Below are 17,847 nucleotides of genomic sequence, written 5' to 3' on the forward strand. Positions count from 1 at the left end.
AAGGGATGACGTATGTCATCCCTTTTTATTTTGGCACTCACCCAAGAGCTATCCTATAAATAACGCAAGGTGGGTAGGCGAGGTTATGATTGCGTATGAAACTGCTCACAAGCCAGCATAGTATTTTCAATTAGGCTCGCCACCGTCATTGGGCCGACGCCGCCCGGAACGGGAGTAATGTAGCTCGCGCGTTCTTTGGCTTTGGCGTATTCAACATCACCGACCAATTTACCGTTATCTAAACGGTTGATGCCCACATCGATCACAACAGCACCTTGTTTGATCCAGTCTCCTGGAATGAAGTTAGGTTTACCAACCGCCACCACAACCACGTCTGCTTGACGTACGTGGCCTTCTAAATCTTTAGTGAACCGATGGCAGGTTGTTGTCGTACAGCCAGCGAGAAGCAATTCTAGCGTCATTGGACGGCCAACAATGTTTGAAGCCCCCACGATAACCGCATGCTTACCACGCATATCAATATTGTAACGCTCCATCAGCGTAATAATGCCTTTCGGTGTGCATGAACGCAGTTTTGGAATACGTTGTGCCAGGCGACCTACGTTATATGGATGGAAGCCATCGACGTCTTTTTCTGGATGGATACGCTCTAAAACTTGTGTGGTATCAATACCGGCAGGTAAGGGCAGTTGAACCAAAATCCCATCAATAGTGTCGTCAGCATTCAGCTCATCGATCAAGCTAAGTAACGCTTGCTCATTGGTAGTGGCGGGTAAATCAAAAGATTTAGAGACGAAGCCAACTTCTTCACAAGCGCGACGCTTGCTACCTACATACACCTGTGATGCAGGATCTTCACCCACAAGAACCACGGCCAAACCTGGTGCACGTAAACCCGCTTCCTTGCGCGCTTTAACTCGTGCAGCAACTTCCGATCGCACGGTTTGCGATATCAACTTCCCATCAATGTTTTGAGCTGTCATGACTTTCCTTCAGAAATAGAATGGCGAGTAATACATAAGGTATTGTCGCAAAAAATTTGACGAACATCTATAAGCAAACGTTTGCTTCGTGGTGTTTTTAGTCACCACGCCCGTCATTGGCCTTTTTTTAAGCATTCAGATCAGAATGTTACTAAAAGCACTTGTGTTGCGCGCGCTAACTCGTATAATTCTGCCCTATAGCGCGCCCTTAGCTCAGCTGGATAGAGCACGTCCCTTCTAAGGATGTGGTCGCAGGTTCTTATATTAGGTTATTTCTGGTGTAACGGATCAAGATGATTGACTAAAGGCTTTGTAACCTAATTTGGTGAAATGAAGCGTACAAATGATTTGAATTTCGTTTTTTAGCTAGATATAGTTGAGAAACAAAATAAAGCGCCCTTAGCTCAGTTGGATAGAGCACGTCCCTTCTAATTGGCTAGATTTTTCTAGCGTTCAGATTGGGCCTCTTTTTGGAAACGATAAGAGTGTAAGATGTCAAATTCGGGGAAACCTTACTTTAACGAGTTGGCAATCCCGAGCCAAGCCCAGTAATTTTGGGAAGGTGTAGAGACTAGACGGCATCTACCTAACGCTTGCAAAGCTATGGTAAAGGTATAGTCCAGCGCACGAAGCCTTAATAGGTGGTAGCGAAAGCTATAGTGTGACGAAGGATGTGGTCGTAGGTTCGAATCCTACAGGGCGTGCCACTTTTAAGAGCCAGTATCTATTAATTTAGGTACTGGCTTTTTTGCATTTTCTTTCGACCGAAAACCTATTCCTTGTATTTAGATCACAAACTGTGTAAAAAAACAGCCATCATTGCACCATCATTGCACCACCATTGGTTTTTCTATTGTAGGATATACATAAGTTGAGGTTAATTTAGTGGTGCAATGGGAAGATGGTTAGAAAAACAAAAAATGTTGTAAAAAGGGAACTCACCACACCAGGCGGTGTGATTTTTTATTCATTTGTTTCGAAAACCACAGGTTCAATTGTGGAGCTTGAAGAGCATATAAATAATCTGATATTGAACAACCAGCCATACAACACCGTCAAAGCGAAAGCTTCAGATTTAGCGAAGTTCTATGATTTCTTCATTGAAGCATCAAATGTCCTCCACACACAGGCGTTTAAGGAAGAGCTTACGAAAAAACGTCATTACTCCTCTGCTTTTCATTTAAGAACCACCCTGAATAATATTTTTAAAGCTTATCCTTCTTTTCTTATGGATGGAAAAAACTCAGAAAACCCACTTGCTAGAGTGTGCGCTATAAATCTTGATTCAACCCCTCTGAGTAGAACATCAGCTAAACGTATGATTTCAAGTATGTGTGATTTTGTAACTGCATCAAATGCCCTTGAATACAGCATAGTGCAGCAGAGAAAGATGGATGGACTTATTAATGTAGATCAGCCATTTACTGCCGTTGGTGAAGAACTGGGTATGGTAAAAGAGATACAACCAAGTCAGCGTAAAGCGCTAATTGAGAACTCGTACTTAGCTGGTTGTATTTCGGGCGGAGCTAGGGTCTCGAAAATTAAAAACTTTTTCAAACTGCCCAGTGAGACCAAAAGCGAGGAACCTAAACACTTTCCAATGGATGCCATAGGGAAATTTCTCCTGAACACCAAAACTCATCGTGACAAATGTTTATATGCACTCTGCTTCGGTGGAGGGTTAAGAATCTCTGAGGCTGCCAAGGTACGGTTTTGTGATTTGGATGTAATCAATGAAGAAGTTAAATTACACGATGAAGGTATAATTAGTTACCTTGAACTTGTTGATTATAAATCAAAAAGTGGTAAGTCTGTAGAACACTTTCAGGTGACTTTTATAGAACCTTTTAAATCATTTTTCTTTGAAGAATTAACAAACTATTTAGATCAAGAAAGACCAGAGTCAAACTCTGAGTATGTCTTTTTACAAAGTCGATCCACAAAAAATAAGCAGACTGGTCTATTCGAATATCAACCCTACTATCGTTCTGCAAAGAGCACTATCAAGGAAGCGTGGGATTCAAACCTTGAGAGAGCTAGCTTAAATACAGATCCAAGGTTTGATTCACTTGGCACTCATTCAATGCGTCACTACTTCGGTGATTTCATGATCAATTACGCCCCTAACCCTATAGGTGGTAACGGCTACTCGCTTCTGGAAGTCCAATATTTTATGAGACACGCAGAATCAAAGAGCACAAAGATTTACACCTCGCGCATTGACATTGAAAAAGTGCGCAAGGACACGCAAAAGATGAATGAAGTGATACTGAAAGCAATTCAATCTGGACGCGAGCAAAACTTTATCTCAATAACAAATCAGGTTCACGATATATGATTTTTCTAGAAACCTTTACTCGGGTTAGCTTTAAGTCTCTCCTAGTTGAATTTAAGTCTAAGATTAAAGAATATTGTAAAGAGGCTTACCCACCTGAATATCAGACAAATTATAGGGGGGCTAATGACGGTTCAGACCTTCTTCTTTCAGCATTAAACAGAGAGTCAACCAAGCAACTTGACGAAATTAAGTTCTTTTTAATTCGCTGCGAAGAACTTGTTATAAAGGAATCCCGAGGCGACAGTATCGGGAGGTGCATGGATGTACTCGACGAGTTAATTCCATGGGAATCAAAGCCTAAAGTCAATGATATTTATAACCGATTGCATAATATGCGCTTGTTTTTGAGTTTTTTGGCTTTGAATAAGGTAATTAGGCTAAATCATATGTTTGGCTCCCACCCCAAAGCACTAATTGTCGCAGAGCGGATTGCTACCACAAAGCTAAGGCTCTTCATGCCTGTAATAGCTAATGATTTGTGGTTAGGTGCGACTAATAATCGCTTTAATAAACTTGGGGAACATATCGGAAGCGCCTCAATTATTACCCACTATTCTGCTTATACTAAAGGTGTCGGTACAGATACGATTAATCAGTCTTTTAAAAGGCTGGCAGATGTTATCATCTCGAATGGAATAACTGATCTAAGTGAACTTAATACGGAAATTCTTTTGGATTATCACACTGATCTCCTTGAGTATTACAATGGTACGCCGCCTGGATATAATCTTAGGTTTGCAATTGATTTCCTAGTTGAATGCGGACTTATCGTTGATGCCAAATTTCACGACGAATTTAAACGTACTCCGAAGGACAATATCAAAAAGGCCGTGTCATCTTCAGTAAAAACCCACCCAGCTAAAAACAAGCTTGCTCGCACCTTTATCGGGGAATATGTCCAGAATGCTGAAGAGATTGTAGTTTCTAGACGAGATAAGAATACCATAGTTGACTATGGATACTGGTCTGATTCTGGCGGTAGTGATTTTAACTTTTTCGCTGATAATCTTGACCAAAGCAATATTTGGATTGCAGCGCAACAAGATTATATTCGAGCTTCTTCAGTTGAAGCTGGAACTAAGAAGCAGAAGAACACTCGTTTGAGTATATTCAACAAATACCTCTTTTCTTATCTACCATCGTATTTTAAGTCTGGGCTTTCGGGGAAATTCACTTATCCTGAAACTCCAAGTGAATTTATACATAGTTTGTATGTGCAGAGAAGTAACGTTTTCGAACTGCAAAATTCTGATAAATTTGTAAATAATTTTCAGTATCCTGTATCTATACAACAATTTGTCTACGATATGACAGGTGCGGCTAGTAAAGCCAACACCGAAGGTAACAATAGCGGCAGGGATGCATTGGTTGTGATCAATGCCTTTTTTGATTATCTGACAGAGTTGGACTCAGGCATTGTTGGAAAATTCAGAAACCCTTTATCTGGTAAAGCAAAAGAAAAGGTTGGCAAAAGGTATACCAAAAACAGGAAATACGTTTTCAGTCTCACTTATTGGTTGGGATTGCGCTCATATGCAATGGCAGTTACCCATCGGATACTGGATGACGTTCTTAACGCATTGAAGAATGGTGAAAACTGCCAACAATCAATTTATGTCCCTGAAGCGATTAACATCGATGGTGGCGATCAAAAAGCCATGGTTATTGGTCGAGTGTCGCTAGAGTCAATAACGAGGGTAAAACTTACCAAAGACGACAGCGTTATTTACACAAACGGTGTTAAAGACACTAGTATTTATATAAATAATCACATTCCATGGGCAATGATAACGCTGTTTTTGCACTCTGGACTTAGAAGATCTAACGCTCTCTGGTTAGATGAACGAGATTGTTTCTCTTATGTTGTGGAAGGCGCTGAATATCAGGAGATCGTGGTATCGACAGATAAAACGAAAACCAAACCATATAAGGTTTTGGTTCCTAATGAAGTGGTGACGCTATTAAAGAAAGTTGTTGAAATAAAACAGTTTGCAGCTAAATCCAACAAAAAACTAACAGAAGCAGTGCCTTACAATAATAGTGAGGATTCAAAATGGGGAGATATCTGCCCTATATTCCAAATTAAGGATTATCACGCTGATAATTCTGTACCGCACTGTTTCTCTGCGATAATTAATGAATACGAGAGTTTTTTAATTAGAAATAACGTAAGTTTTGAACCAACAACAATATATGCCCCTCAGTTGCATTATGCTCTCGATGAATTCGTTTACTTACGAGAGCATGGGGATATTGACACGAAACCTTGCGAAATATCAGTTAAGTATCTTCTAGATCCTGAATTGGTGAAATTTATACCATTGGAAAAGAAGACGTTAGTTACTCCACACTCATTACGTACGATGACTGATAGTGTGTTTGCGCCAATTGTTGGCGCAAAGGTAGTTGGTAAACTATTGACTGGCCAAACAGAATCTACCGTCGGCTACTACACAAAGTTGTTGCCAGATAGTGCATCTAGAGATTTTATTAATCAAGTTGCGTACCTTGTGGCAGCCTCTAGAGAGGATGCTGCTTTAGTTACGGTGTCTGAGTCTCAAATTAATCAGGAGAGCTTTGAAAGTGATCTTAACAATTCGCCTCAGTCTACTATCAGTAAATATAACGCACAGTCCGTCAATTTCACATCGCCTGAAGGTGACGAAAAGCCGCTTAACGGATTAGCTGAGTTAGGGGCGGCTTATCACAGCAACATTGCTTATTTCCGCACACACATCTGCCCAATCGGTGGAAAATGTCCGAAAAAGGTTGTTACGGAAATTGGAGAGAAGCATTGTTACGTTTGTCCTTTGGCGGTAGTTACTAATAACCATCTCCCAGCGATCGCCGCTACCATCCGTGCTTTGTGCGATGACATTAAAAGCATCAACATAAAGTTGGATCACTTTAAAGACACAATGTATGAAATTGAAGTCGAAGAACTGGAACGACAGAAGACTCAGTATGTTGTTGAAGCTTCGTATTGGTTAGCACGAAAGGATATCGCGGACCAATCTAATAATGGCAAAAATTCATATTATGTTTCGGACGAAGGCTTGGAGCTAATGCATGAAATTAAGCCAATAGATGCAAGCGATCAGGCAAAGCTATTTTTACGACTGAAAGAAACGGAAGGAGTCCCTACACTTCAAACGCAAACCTTATCTAATCAAGCGGCAAGATTGAGAAGGAAAGTCCAAGTGCTATCTAAGGATGGATGGGATGAAGCAGACGAGCTAACTGATATTGAATACCTTGCTCAATTGTTTAATCTTAAAACTGAAATTCGAGGCATAAGCAATGAAGACAAAATGAAGATGCTTTTGCTTACAGAGGGATGAGGCTTTATGGCTGGTTTAATTGATGTAAAAGTGGAAACGGCTAATCGTAGAACTGATATGGTTAAAGAAATCCTCTCAGGTCTTGCGAGATCCCATGCTAGCTTTAAATCCGCTAGAAAACTTTCGGAGTTCATTGCGGAAAAGATGACTGAAAAAGGTGAGCGTATAGATAGCTCTACATTGAGGCGTAAGGGATCAAAATATAAAGAGTTAATTGATAATTATGTAGGAAAAAAGGCTAGTTCAAATGAAGTGGCTAACAATGTAGCAAGAGACTTAAAGTTAAGGCGACAAACAAAAAAAATTGAAGAACTTGAGGCTCTTATTAAAGATAGGAATCGTGAGTTGGGCGAGAAAGAGTCTGAAATTGAAACCGTGCTTATCGAATTGCATCAGGAGAAAAGCAAAAGTTTGTCTACAATAGCACCACCTAAGGCATCGACATATAACAAGAGCGAACTCACCAAGGCTAAGTTGATCATTGAGGAGCAAACAAAACAGCTAGAACAACTTAGCCGCCAGCTTGATTTGGCGTGCAAGACGTTGAACCAAATAATGTTGGACTCTCACAAATCATACGTTGTCGATAATGGACAGTTTAAAGATACGGTCGCTAGTAATGAAGTCATGTTCCACAAAGGTAACTTAGAGAGATACTTTCTACTATATGGTTCAGAGTAAATATCAAACTAGGTACAAAAAACTATACTTTTGTTAAACATTTACAGTGCCCATAGGAGCTAATACTTATGGCAAATGGTCAGCAGAAAGCGCAGCAAAATCTAGAGGCTTTTGAGGTCTGGAAAGCCACACAGACGGACGATGACTTAAAACAAATCGTGTTCAGAGGTCAGCTTAATCGTATCGAAGTGGCAAAGGGTATCGGTTGTGGTAAATCTGCTTTAAACCAAAATCCTGCTCTTAAAAATGCACTCAAAGAGCTAGAAAATGAACTGCGTGACCGAGGTGTTTTGCCAGATTTGACGGATTTCGCTAAAGAGAATGCGGATAACCCCAATGTCTACGACAATTCGGCTAATCGTAAGTTACTAGACTCTAAGCGTCTGTCTTCATTAGAGGCTGAGAATATTGAACTGAAAGCCAAGATCAAGGAACTTGAAAAACGACTTGAGCGCTTCGGTGAGTTGTCAGAAACCTTATCCGAAATAGGGTTGATGCCACGATGAATGTCACTTTCTATCAAGACCAGATGCGTGTCACCAGCATCCCTTATCGCACGAATAAACTAGTGATATTCAGTGGTGTGCCGCTGGCGAAGGACTCTTATAAAACTAATAGCGGGAAGTATTACGTCACAATCAAAGCCGACCCTGATAGCCTTCCTGTGCTCCCTACATTAGGCCAGCATTGGTCAGTTAAAGGCGCTCTCCAGATAAAAAATGTGGAGGTGGGTGATTATGTAATGCAGCAGCACACTTATGAATCACCTAAACATGTTGAATGCACTTTACCTGAAACTGGTGAGCAACTGATACGCTTTATCGCCAGAGAAAAAGACTTCAAAGGTATTGGCGAAAGCAAAGCTAGGGCGCTCTGGTCGCTTTTAGGTAAAGACCTGCATTCCACATTAACAAATGACACGACTGAATCCAGAAAGCGTCTGACATCGATTCTGAGTGAAGATTCAGTAGATGCGCTCTTTAAGGGGTACGCCAAATACAAAAATTTGGCACATTGCAACTGGATGAGTGAGCACAACATCCCCGCCAGTGTGCAACAACGGCTACTCAAGTATCATGGCGGAGCCTCCATTGATGTTATCAAGGATAATCCTTACGCTCTGATGGGCTTTGGTCTTTCGTTTAATGATATTGAAGATATTATCAAGAAAACGCCCTTTCAGACCGATGTGGCGCAGGATGACCCAAGAAGGCTCAGCGCAGCATTGGAAATGGCGATTCGAAAGGAGATTGAAAAAGGTCATACCTATACTACTCATGCTAATGTGTGCCCTTATCTCGTTAAGTTACTGCAAGACAAAGCACTGGTCACTCAGGCGTTCCAATCAGGTCATGATAAAGCTCAGTACATTTTAAACCCCGATACAGGGGCTTACCATCCCACGGCGCAACTTCTGATGGAAAGCGTTGTTGCTAAACGACTTAGCATACTGATTAAACGAAATGGCTTGTATGATGAAAAGGCTAATATTGCTTATTGCTCGGCGGCTGCCGAGCTTCCCTACGACCTAACTCGTAAACAAATCGAAGCTGTAACAACATGCCTGGATCATTCCGTAAGTTGTATCACAGGCGGAGCTGGAACAGGCAAGACAACTGTACTAAGAACTGCTCTCAGAGCTTACCATCAACTCGGATTTGAAATACACGCTGTGGCGCTCAGTGGTCGTGCTGCAATGAGGCTTCATGAATCAATCGGCTTTATTACTTCAACTATTGCTAAACTGCTGCGTGAAGAACCCATAGAACCAAGTGTAGATAAACCAAACCATCTACTAGTAATTGATGAAGCGAGTATGATTGATCTACCGACCATGTATCGTCTTGTTAATCACATTCACCCTTCTGTACGAATGATATTCACTGGTGATCCTGAACAACTCCCACCGATAGGCTGTGGTAAGGTGCTTGCAGATATCGTAGAAGCCAAAACGGTCGCCAATACCATGCTAGATATAGTCAAAAGGCAAGAAGGCTCAACAGGCATTCCTGAATACTCAAAGTTCATCAATCAAGGTGTGATGCCTAAACAGTTAAGTACGAGCGCAATACACTTTCACGAAACCAGTAAAACAGACATTCCAAAAGTATGTAGCGAGCTTTACCAAGAATCTCCTGCAAATAGTCGTGTTATGGCTCCAACAAAAGCATTGGTATCAGAAATCAATAAACTCATCCAACAAGCGGTCAACTCAAGCAGCGACAGTCTTGAATTCGAAATCAATGGCGACAAATTCTTTCTACCTATCCGTCGTAATGATGCTGTGCTATTTACACAAAATCATTACGACAAAGGTATTCAGAATGGGTCTCTTGGCACACTCACTAGCGTCAAACCTTCTGATGGCAGTTACGGTGAAGTGACACTAGATACAGGTGAAAAGGTCGATATAAAACAATCAGTGCTCGACTGTATGGAGTTGGGGTATGCAATCACACTGCACAAAGCCCAAGGCTCACAGTTTCCACGCATCATTATTGCCCTGCAAAAAGGAAGAATTGTAGATAGGGCTTGGCTCTATACGGCAATTACCAGAGCAGAAAGAGAAATTCATATTGTTGGCAGTAGTGATGACATGAAGCAAATTACCGAAGATCTTAGTCATTCTCATAAGCGAAATAGCTACTTGAAAGTGCTTTTGCAGTAGGTATTTCAAACAAATTGATTTTTCAAAAAAAATATGCCATCTATTTGATATGGTCACCAGTTACAAGTAGTTGATTGTGCTAACATCCAAAAAGTCAGCATTACACTACTTTAAAGGAGAAACCATTGGCTAGACGAGGTAGTGGTTTACGAACGGCGATAAAGGTTGTTAAAGCAATAGATAGAGCTAACAAACAGGCTGCTCGTGAATCCCTGCGCAGGCAAAAAGCTCGTGAGCGAGCGCATGCTCAGGCAATGAGAGAGCACGAGAGAGAGGTGCGAGAAGCTCAGCGCGAATTACAGAGACAAGTAAGACTAAAGAAGTCAGCAGCAAAGCAAGCTTTTAAAGATGCCATAGCTAACGCCGCAGAAGAATACCAAGAGCGGTGTGAAGAGCGAGCCGCTCTTAGGAAGCAATTCATACAAGAGGTTCTAAAGTAATCAATGGATAATAATTTACTGATGTTGGCAGGCTTATCATTAGTAGCTGTCGTATTAACTTATATTTTAACAAAACGCTCAGCCGATAAGAAAATCGAGCAATATAAGTCGCTAGATGAAGCACTAGCAAAGACAAAAGAGGAATATGACTCTGCGTGTCTAAGCCGAGAAACAATAATCGCTGCCAATGAAACCGCAAAGCGAGATCTAGATAAAATTAATGAGGAAACAGCCGAGCTTCAAGCTTTGAAAGGACAAGATGATACACTAAAACAAAGTATTCAAGAGCAGCAAATGACCTTAGAGTCAACCAAATCAAGATTAGATGAACTCAACTCAAGCATTGAAAAAGGTGAGCTTGATCTAGAAGAGTTAATGGGAGATCTCGATTTATATTCAAGGCTTGATGAGTATACTGCTCATGGTCACTTTGAAATGCCGCAGTACCTTTACGAAACATCTACTCGATTCGCAGAAGAGATCAAGGACGTTAGGCAACAACAAAAAGACATGATCAAAGATAAAACAGCGATCACTTTCCCTGAGTCGACGGTGATATCTAACGACAAGTCATTCAATAATAAAATTCTAAATGGTCAGGTTAAGCTCATGCTTACTGCTTTTAATATTGAATGTGATCTTCTTATCGGTAAAGTGTCGCCGAGTTCGTTTGGACGAACTCTAGAACGTATAGAAAAGCTTGCCAATACATTAGAGAAGTCAGCCGCGACCTTAGAGTGTGGATTTGATATAGATTATATCGAACTTAAGTTCGAAGAATGTAAGCTTCAATATCAATACACACTCAAAAAGCAAGAAGAGGTTGCTGAGCAGAAGCTTATCAAAGAACAGATCCGTGAAGAACAGCGAGCTATTAAAGAGTTTGAGAAAGCGATTGCCGATGCAGAAAAAGAAGAAAAAATGTACCGTAATCTTCTTGATAAAGCACAGCAAGAACTTGCTAAGGCTACTGAGCAGGATCGCTCAGAAATGGAGCAACGTATAGCAATTCTTGAGCAGCAACTCGCTGAAGCAGAAGCGAAAGAAGAACGAGCTAAGAGTATGGCAGAGCAAACCCGTAAAGGGCATGTTTACGTCATTAGTAATATTGGTTCGTTTGGAGAGGATGTTTACAAGATCGGGCTTACTCGCCGTCTAGAGCCAATGGACAGGGTTAAAGAACTAGGCGATGCAAGTGTACCATTCCCATTTGACGTACATGCTATGATTTATACTGATGATGCCCCAGCTCTTGAAACAGCGCTACACCGCGAATTCAATTCAAAACGTGTAAACGCAGTAAACCTTCGCAAAGAGTTCTTTAACGTCGATCTAGCATCTATTCAAGAAGCCGTAGAAAAGTTAGCTGGCATAGAAGCGGACTTTAAAATGACTGCTCTGGCTGAAGATTACTATGAAAGCTTAAGATTAAGTGAAGCAGCATAAGTTGTTTTCATTTACCGCTGATTATTGAGCTAGCTTCCTTGGCTAGCTCAATTCTGCCCAAAGCGCATTGAGCATAGTTAAAGAACAGATCCCATACCAGACTATCGCAAGACTTTAATTAATGAAGGTAAAAAATAAAGGTCTCCCCCAATAACTTTTCGAGTTTGGCCTATAAGATAAGTGGCTGTAGGGTAATTATGAAAGAAATAGCTGGCTCTGCTGTCATTGGATCCGATGACTTAATTAAGAATCCATCGGCAATGATGCGGGTATAAATTGACGTTATTCCGTAGTTTGCAATAATATTACAGAGTTGTGTTTTTAGATTGGCTGCGTTAGTAATGAAGAATAGTAAACTTGAAGCTTTTATTAATAAGTCGATTGGTATGTGGGGAGATAGGCTAGATTATTCTTTAGTGGAATATATTAATCAAAGAACTAGTGTTAAATTGATATGTAATAAGCATAGGGAACAAAGTTTCTTCTTGCAAACGCCTAAATCTCATTTCATGTGCAAACACCATCCTTGTCCACACTGTTATAAAGAAGAATCTGGGAAATTTCAAAATCTATGGCGAGAAGACCCAAATCATTGGAAAAACAAAACCGAAGAATATTCAGATCTTGTAATAACTAATTATGATTTTACTTTGATTAATTTAGTTTTAAAGTGAATAAAAAAAGCCGTATTATACGGCTTTTTTTATTTATTACTTACTTCCCAACAAAACCGTTGTAAAGCATATACAAGTGAGCAGCTGACCACGAGAAGTTGTTAGCTCCCATTACTTCACCAGTTTCAGGATTGTAGTTTTCCTGAATTGGAGTAGTTTTCGTTAGTCCTTCAGCATTTGCGAATAGCTTATCAACAATTGCTTTAGCTTCTTCATTGTAGCCGTAGTTGTCTAGGCCGCGAACGCCGAAGTAGAACTGATCTAGCCATACACGGCCACGCCAGTAAATGTCACCACCGTAAGCAGGGTTGTATGTACCTGCTGTACCTAGAGGAATCTTTAAAGCAATATCGGTCTCAAATTCAGGTGTCATTGTGAAGCTGAATTCACCGTCAACCATGTGTTTCTTAACTGCATCAGCATTTACTTGAGTTGCTGCTTTGTTAAACAACGGGGACCAGCCCTCAGAACCTTTACCACGTTCAACAATTGGTTTACCAGCACAGTTGATAGGCGTTTCGTTGTTGAACTCAGTGACCACAGGAACTACGTTTTCAATCTTGATGTCGTAGAAGAAACCAGAAGCATTGTACTTGTCGTCGCCACCTTTAGCATCGTAGAACATACATTCGTTAATGTAGTTCGCTGTGTATGCTGCAAAATCGGTATAGTGTTTAGCTTCGTCTTTCTTACCTAGAATCTTTGCGATTTCTGCTAGATACAGGTTATCAGAATACCAGTATGAAGCTTGGTCAACCGATTCTTGATCGATTGTGTAGCCGTTTAGTTCTTTTGTACTAGGATCGCGAACTTCAGTTACACGTAGTTCCCAGTCTTTAGAAGCTGCTGTTAAGTCACCGCCGTGATATTTGTCAGCGTAGTCTTGCAACTGCTCATCGTAGATGAAGCCGTATGCTGAAGCGTTATCACGACCAGATTCCCAACCCGCTGCCGTTTTAACAGGAATATTCATGTTAGCAGGAGTTGCATGACCTTCGTCGAGAACTTGGTTGTATTCATCAATACCACCGATCCATGTAGTGCCTGCGTCAGTTTTAACACCGAACTTCATAGCATCTTTAGATGTATCACCTAAGTATTCACTGGAACCGATTTCATCACCCATGATAGTATGAATCGGGTCTTTAGCTGCGCCGTATTCAGGGATGCCATTGTGGTTTGTATCGCGATTGTTTTTCCACCAATCGTGATAAGCAACCAACTTAGGATACATTTCTTCTAACCACGCTTTTGCTTCTTCTTCACGGCTGTGTTCAGTTACAAGCGCATTGTAAACTTCAATTACTGCCCATGCCGCAAGTGAAGGTTTAGTGTTACGTTCGTTCCAGTTTAGACCGTTAGTAGCAAGTGGGTGATTTTCTTTGTATTCATCAGACTGAGCATTCCAGCGTTCTTCTGGCATGTTGTATGTAACAACGTCAAGAAGATAACCTTTATCCCAAGGACGAACAACGTCATCAGCTTGTACTTGATACTGGAATACAGTGCGAATGTTTTCCATAGCTAGGTCAGGGTTGAAGTGAGCCAGTGCGTAAGCTTGTTTCCAAGTATCCCACGGCCAAGTCATGTTACCTGAGAAGTAAGGTGCAGTAACAGATGGGGTAACAGTGCTATGGGCGATTGCGCCTGCTGCACCGCGCCAGTTAGAGTGAAGAGTTTCAATAGCTTTCACAGCTACGAACTCTTGTTCATCAGTCGCTTTGTCGTTAGTCAAAGCTTTATCAAGATATGTTTCCCAACGTAATGCTGATTTATTCATAGCTTGAATTGGATCTTGCATCAACTCAGTTAGCTTAGCGTATTCGCGTTCTTGTTCGGCTTTATCTTGAACGTGCGTGAATGCAGTGTTGATCACAACTGTTGAGTCGCTACCAAGGTCTGCATACTGAGAGTAAGAAGATGAACCAGTTTTTGCGTTAGGAACGATCTTAGTTTCACCATCGTGAGACACAGAACGAGTGACGCGGAATTTAGAATCACCTGAAGTTAGCAATGACCAAGAATTACGAACCGCACCGAATGAAACTTCAATGCCGTCTTTCGTTTCTATAATCGAACGATCATAAGTTGGATATGCTTCAATAACAGTTTTTACTGAACCGTCTTTATTTTTGTTATAACCATCTTCGTTCTTGTAATAGTTGTCCATTAGAGAACCACTCCAAGTCGCACTTAGCTCAAGATTATTTGGATTCTCGATAGTAATGTTAACAACTGAAGTACGTTCTTCAACAAAACGCATTGTTAGCTGTGCTGCTAGACCTTCGTCCCCAACATATTTTTGAATCAAAGCCCCCGCGATTGAATACGCTTCTGTTAGCATCATTTTAACAGGTTCGCCGTTTGCTGCTAATGTAAGTGCGTCAAAACGTGAAGCCATGTAATGTGGATATTCTTCAGTTAGAAGAGAAACAGAACCAAGTGCAATTGAACCATCTTTCGTGGTGTCAAGAGTGTGACCATGCCATGAACCATTGTCGAACATTGGAATATATTCAAGATGGCTATGTGCTAAATCACGAAAAGCAGTAGGATTGCCTGAACGATCAATAGTATTTTTGAATTCAGAGGCTTTTAGATCTGATTCAGGGATTAAAACATTTTTTTGAGAATGTGAATCCTCTGAGTTGCAACCTGAAAGTGCAATAGCAAAACCAACCGATAATGCACAAATTGTTTTTTTCATTTTCATTTAGTTATTCCGTTTAATAGCTTAGATGATAGCCATGATCAAATGTGACTATATTGAACAGAAAATATAGTGGTTACATATTTAGTTTTTGATTCGTTGGGGGGATTGAATCAAGTTAATTTAGTATGTGCCGTTTTGAGGCGTTTGCATTATATGTTTGCTTTATAATTTAGATATAGGTGTTTGTCACAAAATTGAACTCGAAAATAAATTACAGATGTAAATATTTGTGACTCGCAAATTTGTGTTGTTAAATTGTTAAATTGTTAAATTGTTAAATTGTTAAATTGTTAAATTGTGGTGAGCACCTTGAGTGAGATGTAAGCTTTCATTTGAGTGATTGTTTTTATGTTTTAATAGATTAACGCACATAAGTTCGTGATTAAATTCTAATATTGAATGTGTAAAAATATATATTTTTATACATATAGGCTAATGGGCATCTCAGGGATAGGTATAACTTGCGATAACGATTTAGATATCGTGTCGAGTATTGATAACTGCCTAATTTGAGCCAGTGAAGCCAGCTTTTCCTTAACTGCCTGAGTAGCCGAACATACAGAGTGTCTGTTATTTTACTTTCCATATACCGATGATGGCACCTGAATACGCTGTGAGCGATTAATGCGAGCTTTCCGCCGTTTTTTTGATTTTCAGGTGAAACGCTTTCTTAGATTGCAATGACGTTTCTTAAGATGTGTGCCCAGCAGAGTTGCCGATTAGATTCATCGATATATTTATAGGCGGAGTATTGGTCTGTGACTGAAATATGTGGGATAGCCTTCACCGAGAAGTCGCTTAGCGGTATGTTGATTCCTGCCACTGTTTACTTGGAAGAAGGCTGCATCTTTACTGAGTGCTTAGTAAAATGAATAAATATTCACGAATTGGTTTGTTTGGTATGGTAAATATTTATTCGCATTGTGTATGTTGAGGTTGAATTTTCAAGTCGTTATAGCAAATTTGAGAAATGGTATGATGTTAACTTGACAATTGCACCAGTGGTGCAATTGTCAAGTTCAAGAAAATTGATCACATTAATACCCATGAAGCTAAGTTATATCAAGGTGTGGAAGAGTTGGTCACTCACTCATTCATTCATTAGGTTGAAAATTAACCTTATATAAGAGTTCGAATCCTGCAGGGCGTGCCATTTATTCTAGAAAGCCCCGACAACTCAATGAGTTGTCGGGGCTTTTGCGATCTGGTGGCGCCATTCTTTCATTTCTCACATTTTTAGCCCACCACTGGGCGAGCTAATGTTGCTAATTCACCTTTCCTTGCTTTATTTCGAGTAGCATAACCACATGGCCTAACGCTTCTATTTTCCCTAATTTGTCTAATACGATGATGTGAGGTTTGGCCTGTCGTTGTGCGGTTGAGCTTATAGTATTCGTTCTATCGCACTGCGCTTTAAAGTTCAAATGCAATAAGCTAATCTCTCTGCTTATCCAAATGGCAGGCAAAAATATGATTGATCACGTTACCCTTTCCGTCAGCGATTTAGAGCGAAGTAAAAAGTTCTATGAAGAGGCTTTTGGCCCATTAGGCTATAAACTCGCATTTGGAGAACCGGGCAAATTTTGGGCTTTTGACTTAGGGAAAGGCTTTCTGTTTGAGATATGCAGTGCTAAGGCAAAAGGGGCTTTAACAAGCTTTCATATTGCTTTTCGGGTTCCAAGTCAGCAGAAGGTACACGAATTTTACGAAGCCGCTCTGCTTGCTGGCGCTAAAGATAACGGTGCGCCAGGGCCTCGTCCTCAGTACACAGAGAATTATTATGCTTGCTTTGTGCACGATCCAGATGGGCATAACATTGAGGCTATGTTCGACAATTGGGCGGTATAACCGTTCTACTTGACGTTGCCGCGGTGTAGACTGACAAAACAGAATCTAATTGTTCATGAGAAGCTCGAAGAAGCGATACAATGCTCGTGTTGCAAGTTCGCAATATGGAATCCCCATTCACAGAAACCTTGAAGTAATCATACATGTCTAAAGATTTCGATTTCACCACAGAATATACGCTCGACAAGCCTTTCTTTGCCGAGTGTTATGATCAAACGAGTCAACCTGCTAAGTTTCCACACGCGTATTTAAAAGGAATACTCTTTCTTATTTTTGGTGTGGTTTTAATAGAGTTTGAGCTGTTACCTAACGGTTATGTCGGTTGGTTCTTTATCGTATTGAGTGTTATTGAAGCGTTCAGTGTTTATTGCAAGCGAACATGGTGGCTATGGCGACAAACTATCAGCTCAAGCCGTGTCAATAAAGTGGTGCTTCAAGTGAATGCTGAGGGGGTGACTTATAAAAGTGGTAAAATCGACCGCAAAGTCGCCTGGAGTGAAATCGATCAACTTGAGCAAACCGATTTAGGCTTCATCTTTCATATCGGTAAACAACGCCAATATGTGAGTAAATCTTGCTTAAATGAAGAAGTGATCGCGTTTATGGTTGAGCAGCACGCCGCATCAATATCAAAATAACGTTATTGCAGCGAGCGATAAGGTTGTGTTTTAAAGCGACTCATCAAGCTTTCAGTAAACAAGAGGCGAATCGATTGATTCGCTTTTTTTGATCTTGCCTTTGCCTGAATAGAAGG

Annotated in this window: 13 protein-coding genes; 10 read left to right on the forward strand and 3 right to left on the reverse strand. The window is 40.6% G+C overall.

Annotated features, from left to right (window positions below; translation table 11 throughout):
- Positions 1-83 precede the first annotated feature (83 nt).
- Positions 84-944 carry a bifunctional methylenetetrahydrofolate dehydrogenase/methenyltetrahydrofolate cyclohydrolase FolD gene (folD, locus tag OJ16_RS04650; RefSeq protein WP_040987911.1) on the reverse strand — a complete coding sequence of 287 codons (861 nt, stop codon included), beginning with the start codon at positions 942-944 and terminating at the stop codon, positions 84-86.
- Between the two features lie 901 nt (positions 945-1,845).
- On the opposite strand from folD, the gene OJ16_RS04655 reads away from it, so the two are divergent.
- From OJ16_RS04655 to OJ16_RS04690, 8 genes are all read left to right on the forward strand, one after another.
- Entirely contained in the window at positions 1,846-3,282 is a 1,437-nt protein-coding gene (locus OJ16_RS04655; protein ID WP_040987912.1) for a tyrosine-type recombinase/integrase, read from the forward strand.
- Positions 3,279-6,623 (forward strand): hypothetical protein, encoded by a 3,345-nt coding sequence (locus tag OJ16_RS04660; RefSeq protein ID WP_040987914.1) that lies wholly within the window; start codon positions 3,279-3,281, stop codon positions 6,621-6,623. Before OJ16_RS04655 ends, OJ16_RS04660 begins: the two co-directional genes overlap by 4 nt.
- 6 nt (positions 6,624-6,629) lie before the next feature.
- Complete coding sequence (locus tag OJ16_RS04665) at positions 6,630-7,304, forward strand: hypothetical protein (RefSeq protein WP_040987916.1); 675 nt, start codon at positions 6,630-6,632, stop codon at positions 7,302-7,304.
- Between the two features lie 68 nt (positions 7,305-7,372).
- Positions 7,373-7,810: a VPA1267 family protein gene (locus OJ16_RS04670; RefSeq protein ID WP_040987918.1), complete on the forward strand. Its 438-nt coding sequence runs from the start codon at positions 7,373-7,375 to the stop codon at positions 7,808-7,810.
- On the forward strand, positions 7,807-9,972 hold the full coding sequence (locus tag OJ16_RS04675) for an AAA family ATPase (RefSeq protein ID WP_040987920.1): 2,166 nt from the start codon (positions 7,807-7,809) through the stop codon (positions 9,970-9,972). The genes OJ16_RS04670 and OJ16_RS04675 overlap by 4 nt, the downstream gene beginning before the upstream one ends.
- A 125-nt stretch (positions 9,973-10,097) precedes the next feature.
- Entirely contained in the window at positions 10,098-10,412 is a 315-nt protein-coding gene (locus OJ16_RS04680) for a hypothetical protein (protein ID WP_040987922.1), read from the forward strand.
- A gap of 3 nt (positions 10,413-10,415) precedes the next feature.
- Positions 10,416-11,858 carry a DUF4041 domain-containing protein gene (locus tag OJ16_RS04685; RefSeq protein WP_040987924.1) on the forward strand — a complete coding sequence of 481 codons (1,443 nt, stop codon included), beginning with the start codon at positions 10,416-10,418 and terminating at the stop codon, positions 11,856-11,858.
- 341 nt (positions 11,859-12,199) lie between these two features.
- Positions 12,200-12,532 carry a hypothetical protein gene (locus tag OJ16_RS04690; RefSeq protein ID WP_052810330.1) on the forward strand — a complete coding sequence of 111 codons (333 nt, stop codon included), beginning with the start codon at positions 12,200-12,202 and terminating at the stop codon, positions 12,530-12,532.
- Positions 12,533-12,572: 40 nt separating this feature from the next.
- Here the strand turns inward: OJ16_RS04690 and ygjK are convergent, their stop codons facing one another.
- Both ygjK and OJ16_RS20195 read right to left on the reverse strand, forming a co-directional pair.
- On the reverse strand, positions 12,573-15,245 hold the full coding sequence (gene ygjK, locus OJ16_RS04695; protein WP_040987926.1) for an alpha-glucosidase: 2,673 nt from the start codon (positions 15,243-15,245) through the stop codon (positions 12,573-12,575).
- Positions 15,246-15,915: 670 nt separating this feature from the next.
- Positions 15,916-16,068 carry an IS66 family transposase gene (locus OJ16_RS20195; RefSeq protein WP_330217472.1) on the reverse strand — a complete coding sequence of 51 codons (153 nt, stop codon included), beginning with the start codon at positions 16,066-16,068 and terminating at the stop codon, positions 15,916-15,918.
- A gap of 647 nt (positions 16,069-16,715) precedes the next feature.
- Here OJ16_RS20195 and OJ16_RS04700 point away from each other — a divergent pair.
- Both OJ16_RS04700 and OJ16_RS04705 read left to right on the forward strand, forming a co-directional pair.
- Positions 16,716-17,093, forward strand: a complete 378-nt coding sequence (locus OJ16_RS04700; RefSeq protein ID WP_040987928.1) for a VOC family protein — start codon at positions 16,716-16,718, stop codon at positions 17,091-17,093.
- A gap of 143 nt (positions 17,094-17,236) precedes the next feature.
- Entirely contained in the window at positions 17,237-17,731 is a 495-nt protein-coding gene (locus tag OJ16_RS04705; protein WP_040987930.1) for a YcxB family protein, read from the forward strand.
- Positions 17,732-17,847: the final 116 nt, after the last annotated feature.

The organism is Vibrio renipiscarius, assembly GCF_000827885.1.
Lineage (GTDB): Bacteria > Pseudomonadota > Gammaproteobacteria > Enterobacterales > Vibrionaceae > Vibrio > Vibrio renipiscarius.

What these genes read in the sequence shown, in the direction of transcription:
- folD (WP_040987911.1), bottom strand. Translation starts at nt 944, where the DNA reads ATGACAGCTCAAAACATTGATGGGAAGTTGATATCGCAAACCGTGCGA.
- OJ16_RS04670 (WP_040987918.1), top strand. Translation starts at nt 7,373, where the DNA reads ATGGCAAATGGTCAGCAGAAAGCGCAGCAAAATCTAGAGGCTTTTGAG.
- OJ16_RS04675 (WP_040987920.1), top strand. Translation starts at nt 7,807, where the DNA reads ATGAATGTCACTTTCTATCAAGACCAGATGCGTGTCACCAGCATCCCT.
- OJ16_RS04655 (WP_040987912.1), top strand. Translation starts at nt 1,846, where the DNA reads ATGGTTAGAAAAACAAAAAATGTTGTAAAAAGGGAACTCACCACACCA.
- OJ16_RS04685 (WP_040987924.1), top strand. Translation starts at nt 10,416, where the DNA reads ATGGATAATAATTTACTGATGTTGGCAGGCTTATCATTAGTAGCTGTC.
- OJ16_RS04705 (WP_040987930.1), top strand. Translation starts at nt 17,237, where the DNA reads ATGTCTAAAGATTTCGATTTCACCACAGAATATACGCTCGACAAGCCT.
- OJ16_RS04660 (WP_040987914.1), top strand. Translation starts at nt 3,279, where the DNA reads ATGATTTTTCTAGAAACCTTTACTCGGGTTAGCTTTAAGTCTCTCCTA.
- OJ16_RS04665 (WP_040987916.1), top strand. Translation starts at nt 6,630, where the DNA reads ATGGCTGGTTTAATTGATGTAAAAGTGGAAACGGCTAATCGTAGAACT.
- ygjK (WP_040987926.1), bottom strand. Translation starts at nt 15,245, where the DNA reads ATGAAAATGAAAAAAACAATTTGTGCATTATCGGTTGGTTTTGCTATT.
- OJ16_RS04690 (WP_052810330.1), top strand. Translation starts at nt 12,200, where the DNA reads ATGAAGAATAGTAAACTTGAAGCTTTTATTAATAAGTCGATTGGTATG.
- OJ16_RS04700 (WP_040987928.1), top strand. Translation starts at nt 16,716, where the DNA reads ATGATTGATCACGTTACCCTTTCCGTCAGCGATTTAGAGCGAAGTAAA.